Here is a 24,968-nt window from a genome sequence, read left to right on the forward strand (position 1 = left end):
ATCAAGATCAAGATCAAGATCAACAGCAAGATCAAGATCAAGATCAACGGCAACGGCAACGGCAACGGCAACGGCAACGGCAACGGCAACGGCAACGGCAATCGTTAGGCCGCTAACATCAACCTTTTTTAACTAATTTCACACCACCCCACTCTTGCTCCACCCCCATACCGCGCTAACATCAGTCGTTGGGAAAGTTTGGCAACCACACTCAAGTCGCACGGCCAGTGAACCGATACAGTCACAGCCAGATCATGAATCTTGATAACGGCCAATAGTGGATTGCCACAGTTGATGGCAAAATGATGCCATGCGCATGGATTAAGGAACCCCCCATTGAAGCTGGAACTCAAAAACAGCTTGTCAGTCAAGTTGCTCAGGGTGGTCCTGCTCTCGGCGCTGGCTGTCGGCGTGGTACTCAGCTGTGCGCAAATCGTGTTCGACGCCTACAAGACCCGTCAGGCGGTGGCCAACGACGCCCAGCGAATCCTCGACATGTTCCGCGACCCCTCGACCCAGGCCGTGTACAGCCTGGACCGCGAAATGGGCATGCAGGTCATCGAAGGCCTGTTCCAGGACGAATCCGTGCGCATGGCCTCCATCGGCCACCCCAATGAAACCATGCTGGCCGAAAAGTCCCGCCCACTGCAAGAACTGCCGACCCGCTGGCTGACCGACCTGATCCTCGGCCAGGAGCGCACGTTCACCACCCAACTGGTGGGGCGCGGCCCGTACAGCGAATACTACGGCGACCTCAGCATCACCCTCGATACCGCCGCCTACGGCGAAGGCTTCATCGTCAACTCGGTGATCATCTTCATCTCCGGGGTGCTGCGTGCACTGGCCATGGGCCTGGTGCTGTACCTGGTCTACCACTGGCTGCTGACCAAGCCACTGTCGAAAATCATCGAGAACCTCACCCAGATCAATCCCGACCGCCCCAGCCAGCACCAGTTGCCGCTGCTCAAGGGCCACGAGAAGAACGAGCTGGGCCTGTGGGTCAATACCGCCAACCAGTTGCTGGCCTCCATCGAGCGCAACACGCACCTGCGCCACGAAGCCGAAAACAGCCTGCTGCGCATGGCCCAGTACGACTTCCTCACCGGCCTGCCCAACCGCCAGCAACTGCAACAGCAACTGGACAAGATCCTGGTCGACGCCGGGCGCCTGCAGCGCCGGGTAGCCGTGCTGTGCGTGGGCCTGGATGACTTCAAGAGCATCAACGAGCAGTTCAGCTACCAGGCCGGTGACCAGCTGTTGCTGGCGCTGGCCGACCGTCTGCGCGCCCACAGCGGTCGCCTGGGCGCCCTTGCCCGTTTGGGCGGCGACCAGTTCGCGCTGGTGCAGGCCGACATCGAGCAGCCTTACGAGGCCGCCGAGCTGGCCCAGAGCATCCTCGATGACCTGGAGGCACCGTTTGCCCTGGACCACCAGGAAATCCGCCTGCGCGCCACCATCGGCATCACCCTGTTCCCCGAGGACGGCGCCAGCACCGAAAAGCTGCTGCAAAAAGCCGAACAGACCATGACCCTGGCCAAGAGCCGCTCGCGCAACCGCTACCAGTTCTACATCGCCAGCGTCGACAGCGAGATGCGCCGGCGCCGCGAACTGGAAAAAGACCTGCGCGAAGCCCTGCCCCGCAACCAGCTGTACCTGGTGTACCAGCCACAGATCAGCTACCGCGATCACCGCGTGGTCGGCGTCGAGGCGCTGCTGCGCTGGCAGCACCCCGAGCTGGGCATGGTGCCACCCGACCAGTTCATCCCGCTGGCCGAACAGAACGGCAACATCATCGTGATCGGCGAATGGGTGCTCGACCAGGCCTGCCGGCAGCTGCGCGAATGGCATGACCAGGGTTTCAGCGACCTGCGCATGGCCGTCAACCTGTCCACCGTGCAACTGCACCACAGCGAACTGCCACGGGTGGTCAACAACCTGCTGCAGATCTATCGCCTGCCACCGCGCAGCCTGGAGCTTGAAGTCACCGAGACCGGCCTGATGGAAGACATCAGCACCGCCGCCCAGCACCTGCTGAGCCTGCGCCGTTCGGGCGCGCTGATCGCCATCGACGACTTCGGCACCGGCTATTCATCGCTCAGCTACCTGAAGTCGCTGCCGCTGGACAAGATCAAGATCGACAAGAGCTTCGTCCAGGACCTGCTCGACGATGACGACGACGCCACCATCGTTCGCGCAATCATCCAGCTGGGCAAGAGCCTGGGCATGCAGGTGATCGCCGAGGGCGTCGAAACCGCCGAGCAGGAGGCCTACATCATTGCCCAGGGCTGCCACGAAGGTCAGGGCTACCACTACAGCAAACCCCTGCCGGCACGCGAGCTGACCGCCTTCCTCAAGCACGCCCAACGCAACCAGGTGTCGATTCTGTGAGGGGCCACGCTGCCCCGGCGCAGCGTGAACACCCATTTGAATATTTAGGCGGCAACCTCTTTACAGAAAATGCATATCTTTCGCATTATGTTGCACCTTTGCGTGCGGCTGCACGCCTGTTCAACCTCTCGACGCAGGAATAGCCCATGATTCGTATGCCTCTGGCCACCGCCAGTCTGCTGGCCATTGCCATCTCCCTCGCCGGCTGCGGCGATGACAAGGACAAGGCCGCCGCGCCACAGGCTGGCGCACCTGCCGCCGCCACCACCGCTGCCCCGGCAGCCGGTGCAGTGGACGAGGCCGCCGGCAAGGCGGTGGTCAAGCACTACGCCGACATGGTCTTCGCCGTGTACAGCGACTCGCTGAGCACCGCCAAAACCCTGCAAGGCGCGATCGACGCCTTCCTGGCAACCCCCAACGACGACACCCTGAACGCCGCCAAGGCCGCCTGGGTAGCTGCCCGCGTACCGTACCTGCAAAGCGAAGTGTTCCGCTTCGGCAACACCATCATCGACGACTGGGAAGGTCAGGTGAACGCCTGGCCGCTGGATGAAGGCCTGATCGACTACGTCGACAAGAGCTACGAGCACGCCCTGGGCAACCCGGGCGCCACCGCCAACATCATCGCCAACACCCAGATCCAGGTGGGCGAGGACAAGGTCGACGTCAAGGACATCACTCCCGAGAAGCTGGCCAGCCTGAACGAGCTGGGCGGTTCGGAGGCCAACGTCGCCACCGGCTACCACGCCATCGAATTCCTGCTCTGGGGCCAGGACCTGAACGGCACCGGCCCAGGCGCAGGCAACCGTCCGGCTTCGGACTACCTGGAAGGCAAAGGCGCCACCGGCGAGCACAACGAGCGCCGTCGTGCCTACCTCAAGGCCGTGACCCAACTGCTGGTCACCGACCTGGAGGAAATGGTCGGCAACTGGAAGCCAGCGGTCGCTGACAACTATCGCGCCACCCTGGAAGCCGAGCCGGTATCCAACGGCCTGCGCAAGATGCTGTTCGGCATGGGCAGCCTGTCGCTGGGTGAACTGGCGGGCGAGCGCATGAAGGTTTCGCTGGAAGCCAACTCGCCGGAAGACGAGCAGGACTGCTTCAGCGACAACACCCACTACTCGCACTTCTACGATGCCAAGGGTATCCGCAACGTCTACCTGGGCGAGTACACCCGCACCGACGGCACCAAGCTGACCGGCCCGAGCCTGTCGTCGCTGGTGGCCAAGGTCGACGCAGCCACCGACAGCACGCTGAAGGCTGACCTGGAAGCCACCGAGGCGAAGATCCAGGTCATGGTCGACCACGCTGCCAAAGGCGAGCACTACGACCAGTTGATTGCGGCCGACAATGCGGCGGGCAACCAGATCGTGCGTGACGCCATCGCTTCGCTGGTCAAACAGACCGGTGCGATCGAGCAGGCCGCTGGCAAGCTGGGCATCACCGACCTGAACCCGGATACCGCTGACCACGAGTTCTGAGAGTAGCGCGCTGAACAAGAGGCGGCCTTCGGGTCGCCTTTTTTGTTCACGGGCCTCTTCGCTGGCAAGCCAGCGAAGAGGCCCGTGAACCTGACACAGATTTCATCCAGCAAACGCAAATCCCTCTTATTCATATCCCCCACGCCTGCTAAGCTTGCACGCCAGTTTTTCGCCAGCCATCCAGGACCCTCGATGCCCGCTCTGCTTCACCGTGCCTCCCCTCTGCTGCTGGCCCTGGCCCTGAGCGCCTGTGACGACGCCCCGCGTTTCACCCAGGCCGAACCTGGCGAGGCGCGTGCCGGTGACAGCGCGACGGTGAACAAGCGCGACCAGAATGCCTATTCCATGCCCTCGGCCAACCTGGCGCCCAGCCGGCGCCTGGATTTCAGCGTGGGCAACAGCTTCTTTCGCAGCCCCTGGGTGATCGCCCCGTCGACCACCACCGCGCGCGACGGTCTCGGCCCGTTGTTCAATACCAACGCCTGCCAGAACTGCCACATCAAGGACGGCCGCGGCCACCCGCCGGCACCCGACGCGAAAAACGCGGTGTCGATGCTGGTGCGCCTGTCGATCCCCGACCAGCCGCACTACGCCAAGGTCATCGAACAGATGGGCATCGTTCCCGAGCCGGTGTACGGTGGCCAACTGCAGGACATGGCCGTGCCTGGCGTGGCGCCCGAAGGCAAGGTACGCGTGGCCTACACCCCGGTGAACGTCACCTTCAAGGACGGCACCCAGGTCGAACTGCGCCAGCCGCACCTGAAGATTACCCAGCTTGGCTACGGCCCGATGCACCCCGACACGCGGTTCTCGGCCCGAGTCGCCCCGCCGATGATCGGCCTGGGCCTGCTCGAAGCCATTTCCGACGCAGACATCCTGGCCAATGCCGACCCCGATGACCGCAACGGTGACGGCATCCGCGGCCGCCCCAATCAGGTCTGGGACGATGCGCAAGGCAAGACCGTACTCGGGCGCTTCGGCTGGAAAGCCGGGCAACCCAACCTCAACCAGCAGAACGTGCACGCGTTCTCCGGCGACATGGGCCTGACCACCGCCCTGCGCCCGATGGACGACTGCACCCCGGCGCAGACCGACTGCCTGGCCCAGCCCACTGGCAATGGCACCGACGGCGAGCAGGAAGTCAGCGAGAACATCCTGCGCCTGGTGCTGTTCTACACACGCAACCTGGCCGTGCCGGTGCGCAAGGACGTCGATTCACCCCAGGTGCTGGCCGGCAAGAACCTGTTCTTCCAGGCCGGCTGCCAGGGCTGCCACACCCCGCAGTTCACCACCTCGGCCAGCGCCGCCGAGCCGGAGCTGGCCAACCAGCTGATTCGCCCCTACAGCGATCTGCTGCTGCACGACATGGGCCCGGGCCTGGCCGACCACCGCAGCGAATTCGCCGCCGGCGGCCAGGACTGGCGTACCGCGCCGCTGTGGGGCATCGGCCTGAACCAGACCGTCAGTGGCCACACCCAGTTTCTGCATGATGGGCGCGCCCGCAACCTGCTGGAAGCCGTGCTGTGGCACGGCGGCGAAGCGGAACCTGCGCGCCAGCACGTCTTGACCTTCAATGCCGAGCAGCGCGCTGCGCTGCTGGCGTTCCTGAACTCACTCTAGAGAAGGAGCCGGACATGTTCCGTCCCAAGCTGTTGTTCACCAGCCTCGCCGCCCTCGCCCTGGGCGCTTGCGCACCGCAAGACCCGCAGGCCGTGACCTCCGCCGCCATCGCCAAGCAGGTGATCCTGCCGACCTACAGCCGCTGGGTCGAAGCTGACCGTCAGTTGGCCGTCAGCGCCCTGGCCTTCTGCGAAGGCAAGGCAGACCTGGCCACCGCGCGCGCCGACTTCCTGCATGCACAGAAAGCCTGGGCCGAACTGCAACCGCTGCTGATCGGCCCGCTGGCCGAGGGCAACCGCGCCTGGCAGGTGCAGTTCTGGCCCGACAAGAAGAACCTGGTCGGCCGCCAGGTCGAGCAACTGGTCAACGGCGACAAGCCGGTCGACACCGACACCGTGGCCAAGTCCAGCGTGGTGGTGCGCGGCCTGTCGGCCTACGAGTACATCCTGTTCGACAGCAAGCCCGACGTCGCCACGGCCGAACAGAAAGCCCGTTACTGCCCGCTGCTGGTGGCCATCGGCGAACACCAGAAGAACCTTGCCGAAGAGATCCTCAAGGGCTGGAACAGCACCGACGGCATGCTCGCGCAGATGAGCAAGTTCCCCAACCAGCGTTACGCCGACTCGCACGAAGCGATCGCTGACCTGCTGCGCGCCCAGGTCACCGCCCTGGATACCCTGAAGAAAAAGCTCGGCACGCCGATGGGCCGCCTGAGCAAGGGCATCCCGCAGCCGCTGCAGGCAGAAGCCTGGCGCAGCCATTCCTCGCTCAAGAGCCTGCAAGCCAGCCTGACCGCTGCGCAAACCGTCTGGGTGGGCGTGGACAACCAGGGCCTGCGCGGCCTGCTGGGCAAGGACCAGAAGGCCCTGGCCGACAAGATCGACGCGGCTTATGCTGATTCGCTCAAGCACATGGCAGCGCTTGACCGGCCGCTGGGCGAACTGCTGGCCGACGATGCCGGTCGCCAGCAGCTCAATGCGTTCTACGACAGCCTGAACGTGGTTCATCGCCTGCATGAAGGTGAACTGGCCAAGGCCTTGAACATCCAACTGGGCTTCAATGCCAACGACGGTGACTGATCATGCTGCGACGCCAGGCCCTCAAACTCGGTAGCGTGCTGCTCAGCGCCCTGACGCTGGGCGGCTGGACCCTGTGGCGCATCAAGGGCCAGCAGCCGCTGCTGCTGTCGGCCCGCGACGATGCCGAAGGCGGGCATTACGCGGTCGGCTATCGCCTGGACGGCACCCAGGTGTTTGCCACCCGGGTAGGCCTGCGTTGCCACGACATCATCAATCACCCGACGCAGCCGATTGCGCTGTTCGTGGCGCGCCGCCCCGGCACCGAGAGCTACCTGATCGACCTGCGCGACGGGCGCCTGCTGCAGACCGTGGCCTCGCAGCCGAACCGGCACTTCTACGGCCATGCGGTGATCCACAAGGGTGGCGAATGGCTGTACGCCACCGAGAACGACACCACCGACCCGGGCCGTGGCCTGCTCGGGGTGTACCGTTTCGAGGCGCAGCGGCTGGTGTACAGCGGCGAGATCCCGACCCACGGCATCGGCCCGCACCAGGTGTCGTGGCTGCCGGATGGCGAGACCCTGGTGGTGGCCAACGGCGGCATCCGCACCGAGGCCGAGAGCCGCGTCGAGATGAACCTCGATGCGATGCAGCCCAGCCTGGTGCTGATGCAGCGTGACGGTACGCTGCTGAGCAAGGAGACACTGAGCCAGCAGATGAACAGCGTGCGCCACCTGGCGATCGCCGATGACGGCACCGTGCTGGCGTGCCAGCAGTTCATGGGCGGTGCGGATGAAACCGCCGAGCTGCTGGCGATCAAGCGGCCGGGGCAGCCGTTCACGGCGTTCCCGGTGCCTGAGCGCCAGTTGCAGGCCATGGCCCAGTACACCGCCAGCGTGGCGGTGCACAGCGAGTTGCGCCTGGTGGCGATGACTGCGCCGCGAGCCAACCGGCTGTTCATCTGGGACCTGGACAGCGCCGACGTGAAGCTGGACGCACCGATGCCCGATTGCGCCGGCGTGGGAGCGGTGGCGGATGGTTTTGTGGTGACGTCGGGCCAGGGGCGTTGCCGGCTGTATGACTGCCGCAAGGCCGAGCTGGTCGGGCAGCCGCTGCAGTTGCCGTCGGGGCTGTGGGACAACCATCTGCACCTGATCTGAGACCCGGTCGCCCTCTTCGCTGGCAAGCCAGCTCCCACAGGCTCTCCATTGCCTTGAAGGCAAAGGTGTACCTGTGGGAGCTGGCTTGCCAGCGAAGGGGCCGGTACGGGCAACGAAATATCGCAGACCAACTAGACTTCGGCAACTACGCATCCAGGGAAACCGGACTATGCTGCGCCGTCGCATGCTCATCATGTTAGGGGTCGTCTTGCTGCTCGTGCTGGGCCTGGGGGGCTACAAGGCGTTCTCGGTCTATCGGCAGATCCAGCAATTCTCCGCACCCAAGCCCCCGGTCAGCGTCGCCGCCGCCCAGGCCCGCGAACAGTCGTGGCAAAGCCGCCTGCCCGCGGTCGGCAGCCTCAAGGCCCTGCAAGGCGTCGACCTGAGCCTGGAAATCGCCGGCACGGTCAAAGCCCTGCACTTCGAATCCGGGCAGACGGTCAAGGCCGGGCAACTGCTGCTGCAACTGGACAGCGACGTCGAAACCGCCCTGCTCGGCACGGCCCAGGCCGACCTGGGGCTGGCGCAAGTCGACTACCAGCGCGGCAGCCAGCTGGTCGGCAGCCAGGCCATCTCCAAGGGCGAGTTCGACCGCCTGCGCGCACAACTGCTGCGCAACCAGGCGGTGGTCGCACAACTCAAGGCGTCATTGGCGAAAAAAGAGCATCAGCGCCCCGTTCAGCGGTACCATCGGCATCCGCCAGGTCGACCTGGGCAGCTACCTGGCCAGCGGCACGGTGATCGCCACCCTGCAGGATCTGAGCAGCCTGTATGTGGACTTTTTCGTGCCGGAACAGGCACTGCCCAAGCTGACCCTCGGCCAGCAGGCGCTGGTGTCGGTGGCCGCGCATCCCGGCCAGACCTTCACCGCCACCCTCAGCGCCATCAACCCCAAGGTCGATGATGCCACCCGCAATGTACTGGTACGCGCCACCCTGGCCAATCCCGAGGGCAAGCTGCTGCCGGGCATGTTCGCCAACCTGCAGGTGCTGCTGCCCGACCCGCGCAACGAGGTGGTGGTGCCGCAGAGCGCGGTGACCTACACCCTCTACGGCAACTCGGTGTACGTGGCCGCGCCAAGGAAGGCCGAAGACGCCCAGGCCGAAAACACCGCCGCGGGCCAGCCACAGCTGATCGCCGAGCGGCGCTTTGTCGAGACTGGCGAGCGCCGCGATGGCCTGGTGGTCATCAGCAAAGGGCTCACCCCCGGCGAAACCGTGGTCACCGCCGGCCAGCTCAAGCTGACCCAGGGCGCGGCCATTGCCCTGACCCCCGACAAGACCCTGAACGCCGAACCGAACAGCCCACCGCGCGCCGACTGATCAAGGAACCGTCATGGCTTTTACCGACCCGTTCATTCGTCGCCCGGTGCTGGCCAGCGTGGTCAGCCTGATGATCGTGCTGCTGGGCTTGCAGGCCTGGAGCAAGCTGCCCATCCGCCAATACCCGCAGATGGAAAACGCCCTGATCACGGTAACCACCGCCTACCCCGGGGCCAACGCCGAAACCATCCAGGGCTATATCACCCAGCCCCTGCAGCAGAGCCTGGCGAGCGCCGAAGGCATCGATTACATGACCTCGGTGAGCCGCCAGAACTTCTCGGTGATCTCGATCTACGCGCGCATCGGCTCGGACAGCGACCGCCTGTTCACCGAGCTGCTGGCCAAGGCCAGCGAGGTCAAGAACCAGCTGCCCCAGGACGCCGAAGACCCGGTACTGAGCAAGGAGGCCGCCGACGCCTCGGCGCTCATGTACATCAGCTTTTTCAGCAAGGAGCTGAGCAACCCGCAGATCACCGACTACCTGTCGCGGGTGATCCAGCCCAAGCTGGCCACCCTGCCCGGCATGGCCGAAGCCGAAATCCTCGGCAACCAGGTGTTCGCCATGCGCCTGTGGCTGGACCCGGTCAAGCTCGCCGGCTACGGCCTGAGCGCCAGCGATGTGACCAGCGCGGTGCGCCGCTACAACTTCCTGTCGGCCGCCGGCGAGGTCAAGGGCCAGTACGTGGTCACCAGCATCAATGCCACCACCGAGCTCAAGTCGGCCGAAGCCTTTGCCGCCATCGTGCTCAAGACCAGCGGCGACAGCCGGGTGCTGCTGGGGGATGTGGCGCGGGTCGAGATGGGCGCGGAAAACTACGACACGGTCAGCTCGTTCGACGGCACGCCGTCGGTGTACATCGGCATCAAGGCCACCCCGGCGGCCAACCCGCTGGAAGTGATCAAGGAGGTGCGCAAGCTGATGCCGGAGCTGGAGGCACAACTGCCACCCAACCTCAAGGCCTCCATCGCCTATGACGCCACGCTGTTCATCCAGGCCTCGATCGATGAAGTGGTCAAGACGCTGGTGGAGGCGGTGCTGATCGTCATCGTGGTGGTGTTCCTGTTCCTCGGCGCGCTGCGTTCGGTGCTGATCCCGGTGATCACCATTCCGCTGTCGATGATCGGCGTGCTGTTCTTCATGCAACTGATGGGCTACTCGCTGAACCTGCTGACGTTGCTGGCGATGGTACTGGCCATCGGCCTGGTGGTGGACGATGCGATCGTGGTGGTGGAGAACATCCACCGTCATATCGAGGAGGGCAAGTCGCCGTTCGACGCCGCGCTGGAAGGCGCCAGGGAGATCGCCATGCCGGTGGTGTCGATGACCATCACCCTGGCCGCGGTGTACGCCCCTATCGGCTTTCTGGAAGGACTCACGGGGGCCCTGTTCAAGGAGTTCGCCCTGACCCTGGCCGGGGCGGTGGTGATCTCCGGCATTGTGGCCCTGACCCTGTCACCGATGATGTGCGCCCTGCTGCTGCGCCATGAGCAGAACCCCAGCGGCCTGGCGCATCGCCTCGACCTGCTGTTCGAGCGGCTCAAGCGCCGGTACCAGAAGATCCTGCACGGCACCCTCAATACGCGGCCGGTGGTGGTGGTGTTTGCAGTGATCGTGCTGTGCCTGATCCCGGTGTTCCTGATGTTCAGCAAGAACGAGCTGGCGCCTGACGAGGACCAGGGCATCATCTTCATGATGGCGACCGCGCCGCAGCCGACCAACCTCGACTACCTGAACACCTACACCGACGAATTCCTGAAGATCTTCAAGGCCTTCCCCGAGTACTACTCCTCGTTCCAGATCAACGGTTTCAACGGCGTGCAATCGGGCATCGGCGGCTTCCTGCTCAAGCCCTGGAACGAGCGCAGCCGTACGCAGATGGAGCTGCTGCCCGAGGTTCAGGCCAAGCTCGAAGGCATCGCCGGGCTGCAGATATTCGGCTTCAACCTGCCCTCGCTGCCGGGCACCGGCGAGGGCCTGCCGTTCGCCTTCGTGATCAACACGCCCAATGACTACGAGTCGCTGCTGGAAGTGGCGCAACGGGTCAAGGACCGCGCCCAGGCCTCGGGCAAGTTCGCCTTTCTGGACATCGACCTGGCGTTCGACAAGCCAGAGGTGGTGGTGGATATCGACCGCGCCAAGGCGGCGCAGATGGGCGTGTCGATGGACGCCCTGGGCGGCACCCTGGCGACCCTGCTGGGCGAGGCGGAGATCAACCGCTTCACCATCGAGGGGCGCAGCTACAAGGTGATCGCCCAGGTCGAACAGGCCTACCGCGACAACCCCGGCTGGCTGAACAACTACTACGTGAAGAACGACCAGGGCCAGATGCTGGCCCTGTCGACCCTGATCAGCGTCAGCGACCGTGCCCGGCCGCGCCAGCTCAACCAGTTCCAGCAGTTGAACTCGGCGATCATCCAGGGCTTCCCGCTGGTGAGCATGGGCGAGGCGCTGGAGACCGTGCGCAGCATCGCCCGCGAAGAAGCGCCCGCAGGCTTTGCCTTCGACTACAGCGGGCAGGCCCGCCAGTTCGTGCAGGAAGGCAGCGCGCTGTGGGTCACCTTCGGGCTGGCGCTGGCAATCATCTTTTTGGTGCTGGCGGCGCAGTTCGAGAGTTTTCGCGACCCGCTGGTGATTCTGGTGACGGTGCCGTTGTCGATCTGCGGCGCGCTGATACCGCTGTTCCTGGGCTGGTCGAGCATGAACATCTATACCCAGGTGGGCCTGGTGACGTTGATCGGGCTGATCAGCAAGCACGGCATCCTGATCGTCGAATTCGCCAACCAACTGCGCCTGCACAAGGGCCTGAACGCACGGGAGGCGGTCGAGCAAGCGGCGGCGATTCGCCTGCGCCCGGTGTTGATGACCACGGCGGCGATGGTGTTCGGCATGGTGCCGCTGATTCTGGCGACAGGGGCTGGGGCGGTGAGCCGTTTCGATATCGGCATGGTGATCGCCACGGGGATGTCGGTAGGGACGCTGTTCACGTTGTTCGTGTTGCCGTGCGTGTATACGTTGCTGGCCAGCAAAGAAGTGCCCGGTACGGTTGAAGAACCTGCCTGAGCGCTTCGCTGGCAAGCCAGCTCCCACAAGGATTGCAGTAATCCTTGTGGGAGCTGGCTTGCCAGCGAAGGGGCCAGCACAGACAAACCTCAACCGTTGGAGCGCAGCCCCTGGCTCATGCCGAACAGGAACAACAACAGGTCATGATCGGGCTGCGCCGCCACCGCCGGCTTGGCCACACGCGGCAGCGGGCACTGCGCCCCATGCTCGATGGAACTGAGCACCTGCGGACGCGGCTCTTCCCATGCCGCGAAGGCAATCGACGCCACCGCCAGCGCGCACAGTAGAAACAAACCTCGTGCTATTTCTAGTTTCATTACGCTAAACCTTTGACAGCGCTGCCAAACGCCATCTGGTAAAAGTAGAGCAACTTCTTCCAGTCCGCGTCGTTCCACGACGAGTGGCGACGCAATTGCTTCAGGTCGTTGGCAGCCGCGCGCTGGCAACTGATACGTCGGCGGCACTTCTCCAGGTCCAGCAGCGCCACTTCGGCGCGTGCTGCCTCACCCTCGCCGATGACCCGGACGAAGATATGCTTGCTGTACAGGCACCCATGCTGCCAGTGGCCGCGGTGCATGCGCGCCAGGTTGCGCGCCAGGTCGTTGAGTATCAGGTCGTGCAGTGCCTCGCCATACTGCTCGCGCCCACCCCCGGCGTACCAGGCGTCGATTTCCTCGAACCCGTCCAATGCCTCGCTGACCAGCAACGCCCGCCACTGGTGCTCGGCATCGCGCTCCACGCCGCAGTACACGATATGTGGCACGCGCACACCCAATTGCTCGAAACTGTGCAGCGCATCGAACTCACGCAATACCGTAGGGCGGCCGAAGGGATGCAGAAGGCTGCGGTAGATATGCCCGATCTGACGCTTGGCATACAGCAGGTGACCGGTTTCGTCACACACACGCTGCACCCCACTTTCACCGCCGCGCCGCTGGTTGGGAGTTTCCACCCACTCGCCCTGACGCTGCCAGAAATAATCGAATTGTTCCGAGACCGCAGTACCGCTGGTGCCTTCGACAGCCATGCTGTTACCCCTTGCGCAATACGTAGACCCGCCACATGGCGTAGAACGGCAAGAAATCCATGCGTTCCTGAATACGGAAACCCGCAGTTTCAAATTCTTCCTCAACCGTAGCCTGCGGTAACACAAAGCGATTCTGGTAACTGCCGTCGGCTCGGCTGGCGTTACGCCGTGCTTCAAGCTTCTTGCGCCGCCACGCCTTGATGTTGCCGTCGACCCACAGCGAGACAATCACGCTGTCACGGCTAACCCGTTGAAACTCTGAAAGAATTGCCTTGCGGTGGGCCGCTTCACCAATATGGTGGAACAACCGCATGCAGAAGATGCTATCCACTGCGTTATCCGGAAGATCGATAGCGAACGCAGAGGTTTGCAAGGGCCGTACCCGCTTCACCACTTCGGCCGGCTGTGAACGACAGGCGGTTTCGAGCATGGCGGCGGAGTTGTCCGCACCGATGATCACACGGTTGGCCTTTTCGGCCAGCAGCGGCCAGAAACGCCCGGCACCACTGGGCAGGTCGAGCACCAGGCCAGGCTCGCCGGCCAGCGCCAGGGCACGCCGTGCCAGTTGCTCGTCGCGCTGATGTGACAGGCGACGGGCCAGGCCGTCCTGGTGCTTGTGGAAGTATTGCTGGGCGTGTTGCTGATCGTACTTGTCGGAAAACTCGAGCTTGATGGGACTGCGCATGGTGCATCTCCTGACTCCAATGCGCCCTACCTTAGGCGGGGCAACGTTGGCGCCAGGTCATGCGAAGGTGAAAAATATGTAAGCCTTCGACAACAACTACAGGGCGCTGCCAGGCGCCTGCGGGTCGACCTTGCCCAACGCCACATGAAAGCGGCAGCCGTGCGGCTCGGCAGCGCTCAAGCTGACGACCCAGCCCTGGTCCTCACAGATCCGCTGCACCAGCGACAGGCCCAGCCCCAGGCCGTCGCCGCGTTTTTCACCGCCACGCACGAACGGTTGGAACATGGCTTCACGGTGCTCCTCCGGGATCCCCACGCCGCTGTCCTCGACGGTAAACCCGTCAGGTTCCAGGGTCAGGCGGATATAGCCCTGCTCGGTGTAGTGCGCCGCATTGCGCAGCAGGTTGCCCATCACCGACTGCAGGAAGGTGGCGTTGTACAGTGTCGCCAGTGCACCGGTGTCGTGGTAGCTGAGCGTCAGGCCCTTCTGCTCGATGGTGTCGCGCCACACGCCGATCAGCTCGTTGCCCACCTCGCGCAGGCTCGCCCGCGAGGCCACGGCGCCTTCGTCGCGCTGGGCGCGGGCGAGCATGAGGAAGGTCTGAACCAGTTCGCGCATCTCTTCAGTGGCCCGCGAGATACGCTCCACCTGGGCACGTGCGCGGGTGTCGATCGCCGGGTTCTCCAGCAACAGTTCGCAGGAACTGGCCAGCACCATCAAGGGTGTACGCAGCTCATGGCTGACGTCGCTGGTGAACAGCCGTTCACGGGTCAGCGCATCACGCAGGCGTCCCAGGGTGGCGTCGAACGCCACGGCCAGCTGACCCACCTCGTCGGCGGCGTAGTCCGGCGCCAGCGGCGGTGCCAACCCCAGCAACTGATCGCGATGGCGCACCTGGCGCGCCAGGCGGATCACCGGCGCCATCACCCGGCGGGCCAGTACCCAGCCCAGGAACACCGCCAGCGCCAGGCTGAGCACGAAACCGACCACCACCACGGCGAACAGCAGGCGCTCACGCTCCTCGAAGTCGCTCTGGTCCTGCAGCAGCACATAGTGGCGACCATCGACCACTTCGACCATGGCGTGGTACGACAGGTGCTCGCGGAACACCTCGTGAAAACCGGGGCCAAGGTGTCGCAGGTCCTTGGGCAGGTCGAAATCGTCGCGCCCGCCGCTGTAGTAGAACAACTGATCCGGGCGCGGCCGATGGCTCCACTCAGAGACGGTGTCCATCAGCAGCATGCGTTTCAGGTCGCCACCCAGCACCGTGGAAATCAGCCGCTCTTCGACCAGGTGAACGGTGGCGACAATGCCGAAGGCGAATGCCCCGGCGACCAGCGCACTCATCAGCGCAAAGGCGATGATGATCCGCTGGGCAAGGCTCTGCTTAAACTCCATCTCGGCCCTCGGCCAGACGATAGCCCACGCCATGCACGGTGTGCAGCAGCGGCTTTTCGAACGGCTTGTCGATCACCTGGCGCAGTTGGTGCACATGGCTGCGCAGGCTGTCGCTGTCGGGGCAGTCATCGCCCCACAGGGCTTCTTCGAGGACTTCGCGGCGCAACACGTGCGGGCTCTTCTGCATCAGCACGGCAAGCAGCTTGAGGCCCACGGGGTTGAGCTTGAGGAACTTGCCCTGGCGGGTCACTTCCAGGGTGTCCAGGTCATAACTGAGGTCACCGACCTGCAGGCTGCGGCGCCCGCCGCCCTGGGCCCGACGCAGCACCGCTTCGATACGTGCGGCCAGCTCCGACAGGGCAAAGGGCTTGAGCAGGTAGTCATCGGCACCGGAGCGAAAGCCCTGCAGGCGATCGTCGAGCTGATCGCGCGCGGTCAACATGATGACCGGGGTATCGCGGCGCGCGTCTTCGCGCAGACGCTTGCACAGCGTGTAGCCGTCGATGCCGGGGAGCATGATGTCGAGCACGATCAGGTCATAGTGCTCGGTGGCGGCCAGGTGCAACCCCGACAGACCGTCCTGGGCGCAATCGACGGTGTAGCCCTTGAGCCCCAGATAGTCGGCCAGATTGGCCAGAATATCGCGGTTGTCTTCAACCAGTAGAATTCGCATCGGTACCTCTCCCCGTCCTCGTTTGCCTGCTTGGCAGGCGCAGCTTAAGGCCATCGGCCAGGCCCCGCCAGCGCACGATGGATTTAATCGCACCTGACATTTTTTTCACCCAGGCTTCACGCACAGCGTAGGCGCACACGCCGACAATCGGCAGTTTCCATTGCCCGCCCGGACCTGCCATGCCTGACTTGCCACCACCCCCGCCGGCGTCTCGCCCACTGAACCTGTGGATTGCCCTGGGCATTCCCGTGCTGACCGCGATCAGCCTGATCCTGCTGGAACTGACCGACCTGGACATGACCCTGGCCAGGCTCGCCTTCGACCCGATGGCCGGCCAGTTCATCGGACGCCACAGCTACTTTCTCGAAGACATCCTGCATGACCGGGCCAAGCAGATGGTCATCCTGTTCGCCGTGCTGGCCATTGCCGGCTTCGCTGCCAGTTTCGGCGTGCAGCGCTTGAAATCATGGCGCAGGGAACTGGGTTGCCTGGTGCTGGCGATGGGCCTGTCGACAGGTTTCGTGACGCCACTCAAGGCCGTGACGGCAGTGCAGTGCCCGTGGAGCCTGAGTGAGTTCGGCGGGCAGCAAACCTACAGCAAGCTGCTCAGCCCGCGCCCGGCCACCGACAAGCCCGGGCGCTGCTGGCCGGGTGGGCATGCCGCCACGGGGTTCACCCTGTTTGCACTGTTTTTTGCCCTGCGTGACCGCAAGCCACGCCTGGCGCGAGCGGCGCTGGTGTTTGCGTTCGGCCTGGGGCTGGTGTTTTCGCTGGGCAGGATGCTGCAGGGTGCACACTTCTTTTCGCACAACGTGTGGACGGCAGTGTTCTGCTGGTTGATCGGGCTGGGGTGTTACTGGCTGGTGCTGTATCGGCGGCCGGTGGTGGTGCAGGTGCCGATGCCAGCGTAGGTCGGGCCGCACAACAAAAAGCCCCGCACAAGGCGGGGCTCTTCTTCAAGCGGGTAAGGCTGGCTTACATCATGCCGCCCATGCCGCCCATACCACCCATGCCGCCCATGTCAGGCATGCCACCGGCAGCCTTGTCTTCAGGCGCATCGGCAACCATGGCTTCGGTAGTGATCATCAGACCACCGATCGAGGCCGCGGCCTGCAGTGCCGAACGGGTCACTTTGGCCGGGTCCAGGATGCCCATTTCGATCATGTCGCCGTACTCGCCGGTAGCAGCGTTGTAACCGAAGTTGCCCGAACCTTGCTTGACCTTGTCGACCACAACGCTTGGCTCGTCGCCGGCGTTGGCAACGATCTGACGCAGTGGGGATTCAACGGCGCGACGCAGCAGCTGGATACCCACGTTCTGGTCTTCGTTTTCGCCTTTGAGGTCGGCAATGGCCTGCAGCGAACGCACCAGCGCCACGCCACCGCCAGGTACCACGCCTTCTTCGACGGCTGCACGGGTAGCGTGCAGAGCGTCTTCAACGCGGGCTTTCTTCTCTTTCATTTCAACTTCGGTGCCAGCACCGACCTTGATCACGGCAACACCGCCAGCCAGCTTGGCCAGGCGCTCTTGCAGTTTTTCACGGTCGTAGTCCGAGGAGGTGTCTTCGATCTGGGCACGGATCTGCTTGACGCGTGCTTCGATGTCGGCTTCAACGCCAGCACCGTCGATGATGGTGGTGTTTTCCTTGGACAGGGTCACACGCTTGGCGTTACCCAGGTGATCCAGGGTAGCGGACTCCAGGCTCAGGCCGATTTCTTCGGAGATCACGGTACCGCCGGTCAGGACAGCGATGTCCTGCAGCATGGCCTTGCGGCGGTCGCCGAAGCCTGGTGCCTTGACCGCAGCAACCTTGACGATGCCGCGCATGTTGTTGACCACCAGGGTCGCCAGCGCTTCGCCTTCGACGTCTTCAGCCACGATCAGCAGCGGACGGCCGGCCTTGGCAACGGCTTCCAGTACTGGCAGCAGTTCGCGGATGTTGGAGATCTTCTTGTCGACCAGCAGCAGCAGCGGGCCGTCGAGCTCGGCAACCATGGTGTCCGGCTTGTTGACGAAGTACGGGGACAGGTAGCCACGGTCGAACTGCATGCCTTCTACAACCGACAGTTCGTTCTCCAGGCCCGAGCCTTCTTCAACGGTGATCACGCCTTCTTTACCGACTTTTTCCATGGCTTCGGCAATGATTTCGCCGATGGAGGTGTCGGAGTTGGCAGAGATGGTGCCGACCTGGGCGATGGCCTTGGAGTCGGTGCACGGCTTGGCCAGGTTCTTCAGCTCTTTGACAATGGCGATGGTGGCCTTGTCGATACCGCGCTTCAGGTCCATCGGGTTCATGCCGGCAGCTACGGCTTTGAGGCCTTCGCTGACGATGGCCTGAGCCAGAACGGTGGCGGTGGTGGTGCCGTCGCCTGCTTCGTCGTTAGCCTTGGAGGCTACGTCCTTGAGCAGTTGCGCGCCCATGTTCTCGAAGGCGTCCTTGAGTTCGATTTCCTTGGCAACCGACACACCGTCTTTGGTGATGGTCGGAGCGCCGAAGCTCTTGGCCAGGACCACGTTGCGGCCTTTCGGGCCCAGGGTCGCTTTTACCGCGTCAGCCAGAACGTTGACACCAACCAGCATTTTCTTACGGGCGGAATCGCCGAATTTTACGTCTTTAGCAGCCATGATCGTTTAATCCTTGAATACTTTGGAGTAACGGGAAACCAGCGGAATCAGCCTTCGATAACGGCGAGAATTTCGTTCTCAGCCATTACCAGCAGGTCTTCGCCGTCAACTTTCACAGTGTTGCTGCCCGAGTACGGGCCGAAAACCACTTTGTCACCCACGTTCACGGCCAACGCACGCACTTCACCGTTGTCCAGGACGCGGCCGGTACCGACGGCGATGACTTCACCGCTGTTGGCTTTTTCGGCAGCCGAACCTGGCAGCACGATACCGCCAGCGGTTTTCTTTTCTTCTTCGCTGCGACGGATAACGACGCGGTCATGCAGAGGACGAAGCTTCATTGTCGATCTCTCCTGATTGTGGTTTTCATCGGCCGGTATCGTTACCGGCGGGTTGATGCTTTCGGCGTAGCCGATCGTGGACCGCAGGACGGGCCACGCATGTATTGTCTGGGTCAAACGCCCAGAAACCTTGCGGTGACCCATACATGAGGTCGCCCAAGGCAATTACAAGGCTTGGCAATGAATTTTTTTGCCTCGCCCGGGCGCCAATGAAAAACGGCCCCGAGGGGCCGTTTCATGCTACGCGGGCGAGATCACTGATCGCGCTTCTCGTATTCGCCTTCGATCACATTGGGCTGGCGCGGCGTGCCGGGCGCTGACGTGAACGGGTCGTCGCCAAACGCGCGCTGACGCATGGCCTGGGCTTCGGCGCGCTGGCGCAGTTTGCCGGCCAGCAGGCGACGGCTGAACGGCATCAGCACGATCAGGCCGATCACGTCGCTGATGAAGCCGGGGATCAGCAGCAGGCCGCCACCCAGCGCCAGCATCAGGCCGTGGAACATGTCCTCGGCCGGCAGTTCGCCGCGTTGCAGGCTTTCACGCGCACGCAGCGCCGTGGCAAGGCCCGCCACACGCACCACCAGCACGCCAAGGGCGGAGCCGGCGATGATCAGCAGCAGCGCCGGGAAAAAGCCGATCGCGGTGCTGACTTTGAAAAAGACATACAACTCCAGCACCGGGAAAAGAAGAAACAGCAGTAAAAAAGCACGCATCAAGGGTTCCTCTACGCAAGATGTCCTTGCAGGTAAGACCCTAAATGGTTGCTCGTCGTTGCGTTTTCAACCCTCTGCCCCCTGCCGGGCCGGCCATTTTTCGGCGCGAGCCAGTAAAACCAGGGCTTCGCGCACTTGTATCGGTGTGTTGCAAGGCTGCGCAAACGCCAGCCAGTAGAGGCCCTGGCCGATGCGCAGGTGCAGGCCCTCGACATCGACCCCCACCAGCGTGGCCGCCGCGCTCGTGGGCAGGCCGCTCAGTTCGACATAGTGGGCAATGGCATTGGCATGGTCGGCATTCATGTGCTCGACCATGCTGGTCTCGGCCTTGCCGGCAAACGGGTTGGCCAGGGTCACGTCGTCAAGCCAGTGAATCGCGCCGAAGCCGCCGATATAGCGATGGCGTACCGGCTTGAGGACCCAGAAGTCGAAATCGTGGGCACTGTGGTACTGGCTCGATTCGGGAAAGTAGCGGTAGTAGCGTTCGGCAGCGGCGTCGATGGCGGCGCCCTCTTCCAGCTTATGGGCCTCGGCCAGCACGGTGAGACGGCCGACCGCCTGCACGTCCTGGGCGTCGCGCTCGCCCACCAGCAGGGAGCACTTGGGGTCTTTCTGCAGATTATGGGTGTGCTGGGCAATGCGGCTGATCAGGATCAACGGGTTGCCCTGGGCGTCCAGGCAATAGGGCACCACCGAACCGAAGGGAAAGCCGGGCATGGACTTGGAATGGGTCGAGAGTACGCCGCGGTACTCCTTGAGCAACAGCTCTCTTGCGTGCCTTGCAGCCTTCGCGCTCACGGGGGTGTGCTCCTGATAAAGAGGGAATGGCGACAAGGTAATCATCATCGGTGGCGATTGCCAAGTGGGCTGCTGTGCAGCCCTTCGCTGGCAAGCCAGCTCCCACAGGACCTGCATCGGTCTCAAGGCATGTGCGGTCCATGTGGGAGCTGGCTTGCCAGCGAAAGCGGTTTACCAGGCGACGCCGAAGCCCACGGTGTAGCGCGTCTTGTCCAGGTCACTGTCGCTGGTGCCACTGATGATGTCCTTCTCGGCCTTCATGTTCAGCGACGCCCACTCGGTCACCTTGTAGCGCAGGCCCACCTGGGCATCCAGGCTGTAGTCGGCCACGCCACCCAGCGGCTTGCCCACTTCACCGTTGGTAAACAGCTCGACACGCTTGCCAATCAGATAACGGTTGTAGTCCCACTTCACGCCCAGCGAATAGAAGTTGTCCTTGCCACCATCAGCGTACTCATAGTCGGTGCGGTTGAGCAGCGAGCCCAGCGAGAACGCCCCCAGCTCGTCATCCCAGAACTGATAGCCCGGGCCCGTACCGACGGTGCGCTGGCGCGCCAGGTCTTCGATATGGTCACGCTTGTAGTTGAGCCGCCCCTGCCAGAACCATTTTTCGGTAATGAAGCGGTCCAGCGCGTATTCGGCGCTCCAGTTGTTGGTGGTGGTGACGTCGTCCTTGGTCTCGCGGTTGTACTCGCCTTCGGCATTGTGCCGCCAGCGCCCGTGGCGCGCGGTGGTCTTGAAGCCGACATCGTAGTCGTCGCTGTCGGTCTCGGCACGCTTGTAGTCCAGCGCAAGGTCGACGTTGCCCTTCCAGATGAGGTCTTCGACCACAGGCTTGGGCTTCATGATCTGCTGGATACTGGCCAGCTCCACTGCCTTGGGCGCGTCGCCATTGGCCAGGATCACCTGGCCCTCGTCACCGGCCTGTAACGACTTGGCCTTCTCGCCGGTGTAGGCGTCCTGCTTGACCAGCAGCTCCTGGTCGCTCTCCAGGGTCTTGACCTTTTTCCAGTCCAGCGCAATCGAACCGCCATACTCGGTTTCCAGCAGCAACTTGCCGCCATCGAACACCTTGATCTTGCCGCTGAGCCGGTCACCGTTCTTCATCCACACGGTGTCGGCAAACGCCGGGGCACACACACCAGTCATCAACAGGCACAGCAGGGTTCTAGAATACATAGGCAGCACAGAAACTCGGGTTCGCGGAAAAAGTCGGGCATTATCCAGATACCCGCCAGCAGAACAAGGACTGACACCCCCCATGCCGATGAGTTCACTTCGTATTTGTGCGGTGAATCGTGCCGCACGTGCCTGCACGCCGCGGTGAGCAACGCCATGAGCGACGCACAGCAACGCGCAGAAGACCGACGAACGGCCCTCTATCTGGTGCTCGGGCAGGTCCCGCCGGGCAAGGTGGTCAGCTATGGTGAGTTGGCCGCCCAGGCTGGACTGGGCCGTGCCGCGCGCTGGGTCGGACGCACGCTGAGCCAGTTGCCAGGCGACACCCGCCTGCCCTGGCACCGTGTGCTGGGCGCTGGCGGGCGCCTGAGCCTGGCCCTCGGCACACCCTCCGGGGACGAGCAGCGGGCACGCCTGCGGGCCGAAGGCGTGACCGTCCGGAACAATCGTGTGGATATGTTGCGCCATGGCTGGCGCCCAATGGAGCACAGCGGTTAGAGTGCGCGCTTTGTTTTCGTAAACTTGAGGCAGATGTTGGCCCATGCCCCGTAAAACCTGGCGCGCTGCGCTTGCTGCCTATGCCAGCCCGTCGACCCTGGTGCTGTTGCTGCTCGGCTTTGCCGCCGGCCTGCCCTACATGTTGGTGTTCTCGACCCTGTCGGTCTGGCTGCGTGAGGCCGGGGTCGCCCGCGAAACCATCGGTTATGCCAGCCTGATCGGCCTGGCCTATGCCTTCAAATGGGTGTGGTCGCCGCTGCTCGACCAGTGGCGCCTGCCATTGCTGGGCAAGCTGGGCCGACGCCGTTCCTGGCTGGTACTGTCGCAGATCCTGGTGGTGATCGGGCTGGTCGGCATGGGTTTTTGCGACCCGCAAAAGCACCTGTCGTGGCTGATCGCACTGGCGGTACTGGTGGCCTTCGCCTCGGCCACCCAGGACATCGCCGTCGACGCCTACCGCCTGGAAATCGCCGACGATCAGCGTCAGGCTGCCTTGGCCGCCAGCTACATGGCCGGCTACCGGGTCGCGGCCCTGCTGGCAACCGCCGGTGCACTGTTTTTCGCCGAAGGCTTCGGCTCCACCGGTTTCAGCTACAAGCACAGTGCCTGGACCGGCACCTACGTGCTGTTCGGCGTGCTGATGCTGCCGGCAGTGATCACTACCCTGCTGATGCGTGAACCGCCAGTGCCATTGCGCACCCAGCTGTCGGCCGCGCGCTACGGCTTCGGCCACCAGTTGGCCTCGGTGTTCGTGCTGATCATCCTGCTGGTGTCGGTACCGGCCATGTTCACCCAGCTGTACAACACCGACTTCGCCAGTGTGCTGTTCGAGGGCGCCAGCCTGCTCGACCTGCTGCTGGAAGACCGCGCCTTCCTGCGCGCCATCCTCTATATTCTTCTCACGGGCCTGTGCCTGTCGTCCATGGGCCGACGCGGCCTGGCGCCGGTGCTGACCCCGGTAAACGACTTCATCCTGCGCTACCGCTGGCAGGCCCTGCTGCTGCTCGGGCTGATCGCCACCTACCGCATGTCGGACACGGTGATGGGCGTGATGGCCAACGTGTTCTACATCGATCAGGGCTTCACCAAGGACCAGATCGCCAGCGTGAGCAAGATCTTCGGCCTGATCATGACCCTGGTGGGCGCCGGCATGGGCGGCCTGCTGATCGTGCGCTTCGGTATCCTGCCGATCCTGTTCATCGGCGGGGTGGCCTCGGCGGCCACCAATATCCTGTTCCTGATGCTGGCCGACATGGGCGCCAACCTGCAGATGCTGGTGGTGACCATTTCACTCGACAACTTCAGCTCGGGCCTGGCGACATCGGCCTTCGTGGCCTACCTGTCGAGCCTGACCAACCTCAAGTTCTCGGCCACCCAATACGCGCTGCTCAGCTCGATCATGCTGCTGCTGCCGCGCCTGATCGGTGGCTACTCGGGGGTGATGGTGGAAAAGTACGGCTACCACGACTTCTTCCTGATCACGGCCCTGCTCGGCGTACCGACGCTGATCCTGATCGCCTTGCACTGGCATCAGGAACTGCGCCGCACCCGGCAGGCGCAGACCGACAGCGAAGCCGCCGAGCGCCCCTGACGGCTAGGCCAGCGACGCCGCCTTGGCGTCACTGGCCAGCAGCGAGCGCAGCGGCCACAGCGCCAGCAGGCCGGCGGCGCCCGATGCCAGGGCAAAGCTCAACAGGCTTGCCCCCGCCCCCAGCATCGCCAGCAATACCCCGCCCAGGCCCAGCAAGGCGATGGTGATCATGCCCAGCATGGCCGACACCAGGCCCTTGCTCTGCTCGCTGGAGAACAGCGTGATGCGGTACAGCACCGCGTTGGCAATGCCCAGCCCCATCGCATACACCGACAGGCCCGCCACCAGGCTGACTACGCTGGGCACGAGCCAGGTGCACAGCAGCGCAGCGCCCAGCCCGATCACGAACGGCCACAGCGCCAGACGGATCAGCGCAGGCAGGGTATACCGGTCGGCGATGCGGTTGATGATCAGATTGCCCAGGATCAGGCCGCCGAACACCGGCATCTGCCACAGCGCGTAGTCGAAGGTGCTCAGCCCTTGATCGTGAATCAGCAGCACCGGCGACAGGCCGATCCAGCCAATCAGCGGCAGCCCCACCAGGCCCAGCGCGGCGCTGCCGGCGACAAACCGGCGGTTGCGCAACAACTGGGCGTACCCGGCCAGCAGCGGCAACAAGTGGATGGGCTCGAACGCCAGCCGTGTGCCGTCGCGCCGTTCCACCCCGAGGGTTTCAGGCATGAAGCGGTACAGCGCACACCAGGCCAGCACCGCGAAGCCTGCGAACAGCACGAACAGCCAGCGCCACGACACCCATTCCAGCAGCACGGTACCGACCAGCGGCCCCAGCAGCGGCGACAGCAGGGCAATGTTCGCCAGCAAGGCCATCATGCGTACCGCATCGGCTTCGCTGAAGGCCTCGTTGAGGGCCGGGTAGCTGACCGTGACCACGAACCCCAGACCGATGCCTTGCAGCAGCCGCAGCAGGTTGAACAGCTCGATGCCCTTGACCCAGAAGGTGGCCAGGCACGCCAGGCCGAACAGCGCGCAGCCCCACAACAGCAACGGGCGACGCCCGTAACGGTCGGACAGCGGGCCGATCAGCCATTGCAGCAGCACCCCGCCGAGCAGGTAGAGGTTGAGCGCGTGGGGGATGAATTCAGGGCTGGCCTTGAGATCGCTGACCACCGTGGGCATGGCCGGCATGACCACGTCGCTGGCAAGGTACGTCAGCAACTCGAACAGGGCCAGGGTCATGGCGAAGCAAAGGGCCCGGAACGGGGTGATCTTGAGAAGCGGGGTGAGCATGGCAAGGCCTGGCAGGGGGAATCAGGCCAGCCTGTATGCCAGAAAAGGCAGGGGGCGGGTAGCACCAAGACGTGAACAAGTGTAATGACTTCGCCAGCCAGGCGTGCTCCCGCAGGAGCCAGCCTGGCTGGCGAAGGCGCC

Annotated in this window: 20 protein-coding genes and 1 pseudogene; 10 read left to right on the forward strand and 11 right to left on the reverse strand. The window is 63.8% G+C overall.

Going from position 1 to position 24,968, the window contains the following annotated elements; all coding sequences use genetic code 11:
• The first annotated feature begins 336 nt into the window (after positions 1–336).
• The 7 genes and pseudogenes from KUO17_RS02915 (at position 337) to KUO17_RS02945 (ending at position 12,051) form a co-directional block, all read left to right on the forward strand.
• Complete coding sequence (locus tag KUO17_RS02915) at positions 337–2,388, forward strand: putative bifunctional diguanylate cyclase/phosphodiesterase (RefSeq protein ID WP_217973536.1); 2,052 nt, start codon at positions 337–339, stop codon at positions 2,386–2,388.
• A gap of 146 nt (positions 2,389–2,534) precedes the next feature.
• Positions 2,535–3,869, forward strand: a complete 1,335-nt coding sequence (locus tag KUO17_RS02920; protein ID WP_217973537.1) for an imelysin family protein — start codon at positions 2,535–2,537, stop codon at positions 3,867–3,869.
• A 192-nt stretch (positions 3,870–4,061) separates the two neighbouring features.
• Positions 4,062–5,489 (forward strand): di-heme oxidoreductase family protein, encoded by a 1,428-nt coding sequence (locus tag KUO17_RS02925; RefSeq protein WP_217973538.1) that lies wholly within the window; start codon positions 4,062–4,064, stop codon positions 5,487–5,489.
• A gap of 14 nt (positions 5,490–5,503) precedes the next feature.
• Positions 5,504–6,568, forward strand: a complete 1,065-nt coding sequence (locus KUO17_RS02930) for an imelysin family protein (RefSeq protein WP_217973539.1) — start codon at positions 5,504–5,506, stop codon at positions 6,566–6,568.
• Positions 6,569–6,570: 2 nt separating this feature from the next.
• Complete coding sequence (locus tag KUO17_RS02935) at positions 6,571–7,668, forward strand: DUF1513 domain-containing protein (protein ID WP_217973540.1); 1,098 nt, start codon at positions 6,571–6,573, stop codon at positions 7,666–7,668.
• Between the two features lie 169 nt (positions 7,669–7,837).
• Positions 7,838–8,990, forward strand: a pseudogene (locus KUO17_RS02940) (efflux RND transporter periplasmic adaptor subunit).
• A 13-nt stretch (positions 8,991–9,003) separates the two neighbouring features.
• Complete coding sequence (locus KUO17_RS02945) at positions 9,004–12,051, forward strand: multidrug efflux RND transporter permease subunit (protein WP_217973541.1); 3,048 nt, start codon at positions 9,004–9,006, stop codon at positions 12,049–12,051.
• Positions 12,052–12,140: 89 nt separating this feature from the next.
• Here the strand turns inward: KUO17_RS02945 and KUO17_RS02950 are convergent, their stop codons facing one another.
• The 5 genes from KUO17_RS02950 to colR form a co-directional block, all read right to left on the reverse strand.
• Positions 12,141–12,368 (reverse strand): hypothetical protein, encoded by a 228-nt coding sequence (locus tag KUO17_RS02950; protein ID WP_217973542.1) that lies wholly within the window; start codon positions 12,366–12,368, stop codon positions 12,141–12,143.
• Positions 12,368–13,078 (reverse strand): lipopolysaccharide kinase InaA family protein, encoded by a 711-nt coding sequence (locus tag KUO17_RS02955; RefSeq protein ID WP_217973543.1) that lies wholly within the window; start codon positions 13,076–13,078, stop codon positions 12,368–12,370. Before KUO17_RS02955 ends, KUO17_RS02950 begins: the two co-directional genes overlap by 1 nt.
• Before the next feature lie 4 nt (positions 13,079–13,082).
• Positions 13,083–13,763, reverse strand: coding sequence for a class I SAM-dependent methyltransferase (locus tag KUO17_RS02960; RefSeq protein WP_217973544.1), 681 nt, complete (start codon positions 13,761–13,763; stop codon positions 13,083–13,085).
• A gap of 96 nt (positions 13,764–13,859) precedes the next feature.
• Entirely contained in the window at positions 13,860–15,161 is a 1,302-nt protein-coding gene (locus tag KUO17_RS02965; protein ID WP_217973545.1) for a sensor histidine kinase, read from the reverse strand.
• Entirely contained in the window at positions 15,151–15,834 is a 684-nt protein-coding gene (colR, locus tag KUO17_RS02970; RefSeq protein ID WP_217973546.1) for a two-component system response regulator ColR, read from the reverse strand. The genes KUO17_RS02965 and colR overlap by 11 nt, the downstream gene beginning before the upstream one ends.
• A gap of 179 nt (positions 15,835–16,013) precedes the next feature.
• Here colR and KUO17_RS02975 point away from each other — a divergent pair, with 179 nt between their 5' ends.
• A complete protein-coding gene (locus KUO17_RS02975) occupies positions 16,014–16,745 on the forward strand; it encodes a phosphatase PAP2 family protein (RefSeq protein WP_217973547.1) in 732 nt (243 codons plus the stop codon).
• Positions 16,746–16,809: 64 nt separating this feature from the next.
• On the opposite strand, the gene groL is transcribed toward KUO17_RS02975, so the two are convergent.
• From groL to KUO17_RS03000, 5 genes are all read right to left on the reverse strand, one after another.
• Positions 16,810–18,459, reverse strand: a complete 1,650-nt coding sequence (gene groL / locus KUO17_RS02980; RefSeq protein ID WP_217973548.1) for a chaperonin GroEL — start codon at positions 18,457–18,459, stop codon at positions 16,810–16,812.
• Between the two features lie 47 nt (positions 18,460–18,506).
• Positions 18,507–18,800: a co-chaperone GroES gene (locus KUO17_RS02985; protein WP_217973549.1), complete on the reverse strand. Its 294-nt coding sequence runs from the start codon at positions 18,798–18,800 to the stop codon at positions 18,507–18,509.
• Positions 18,801–19,054: 254 nt separating this feature from the next.
• On the reverse strand, positions 19,055–19,513 hold the full coding sequence (locus KUO17_RS02990) for an FxsA family protein (protein ID WP_217973550.1): 459 nt from the start codon (positions 19,511–19,513) through the stop codon (positions 19,055–19,057).
• Positions 19,514–19,579: 66 nt separating this feature from the next.
• On the reverse strand, positions 19,580–20,311 hold the full coding sequence (locus KUO17_RS02995; RefSeq protein ID WP_217973551.1) for a HugZ family pyridoxamine 5'-phosphate oxidase: 732 nt from the start codon (positions 20,309–20,311) through the stop codon (positions 19,580–19,582).
• Positions 20,312–20,482: 171 nt separating this feature from the next.
• Positions 20,483–21,490: a DUF481 domain-containing protein gene (locus tag KUO17_RS03000; RefSeq protein WP_217973552.1), complete on the reverse strand. Its 1,008-nt coding sequence runs from the start codon at positions 21,488–21,490 to the stop codon at positions 20,483–20,485.
• Between the two features lie 156 nt (positions 21,491–21,646).
• Between KUO17_RS03000 and KUO17_RS03005 the strand changes: the two genes are divergently transcribed.
• Both KUO17_RS03005 and KUO17_RS03010 read left to right on the forward strand, forming a co-directional pair.
• Positions 21,647–21,988, forward strand: coding sequence for an MGMT family protein (locus KUO17_RS03005; RefSeq protein WP_217973553.1), 342 nt, complete (start codon positions 21,647–21,649; stop codon positions 21,986–21,988).
• Between the two features lie 43 nt (positions 21,989–22,031).
• Complete coding sequence (locus KUO17_RS03010) at positions 22,032–23,579, forward strand: AmpG family muropeptide MFS transporter (RefSeq protein WP_217973554.1); 1,548 nt, start codon at positions 22,032–22,034, stop codon at positions 23,577–23,579.
• 3 nt (positions 23,580–23,582) lie between these two features.
• Here KUO17_RS03010 and KUO17_RS03015 read toward each other — a convergent pair whose 3' ends face one another.
• Entirely contained in the window at positions 23,583–24,827 is a 1,245-nt protein-coding gene (locus tag KUO17_RS03015; RefSeq protein ID WP_217973555.1) for an MFS transporter, read from the reverse strand.
• Positions 24,828–24,968 lie beyond the last annotated feature (141 nt).

It is taken from the genome of Pseudomonas aegrilactucae (assembly GCF_019168305.1).
In the GTDB taxonomy this organism is placed as follows: Bacteria; Pseudomonadota; Gammaproteobacteria; order Pseudomonadales; family Pseudomonadaceae; genus Aquipseudomonas; species Aquipseudomonas aegrilactucae.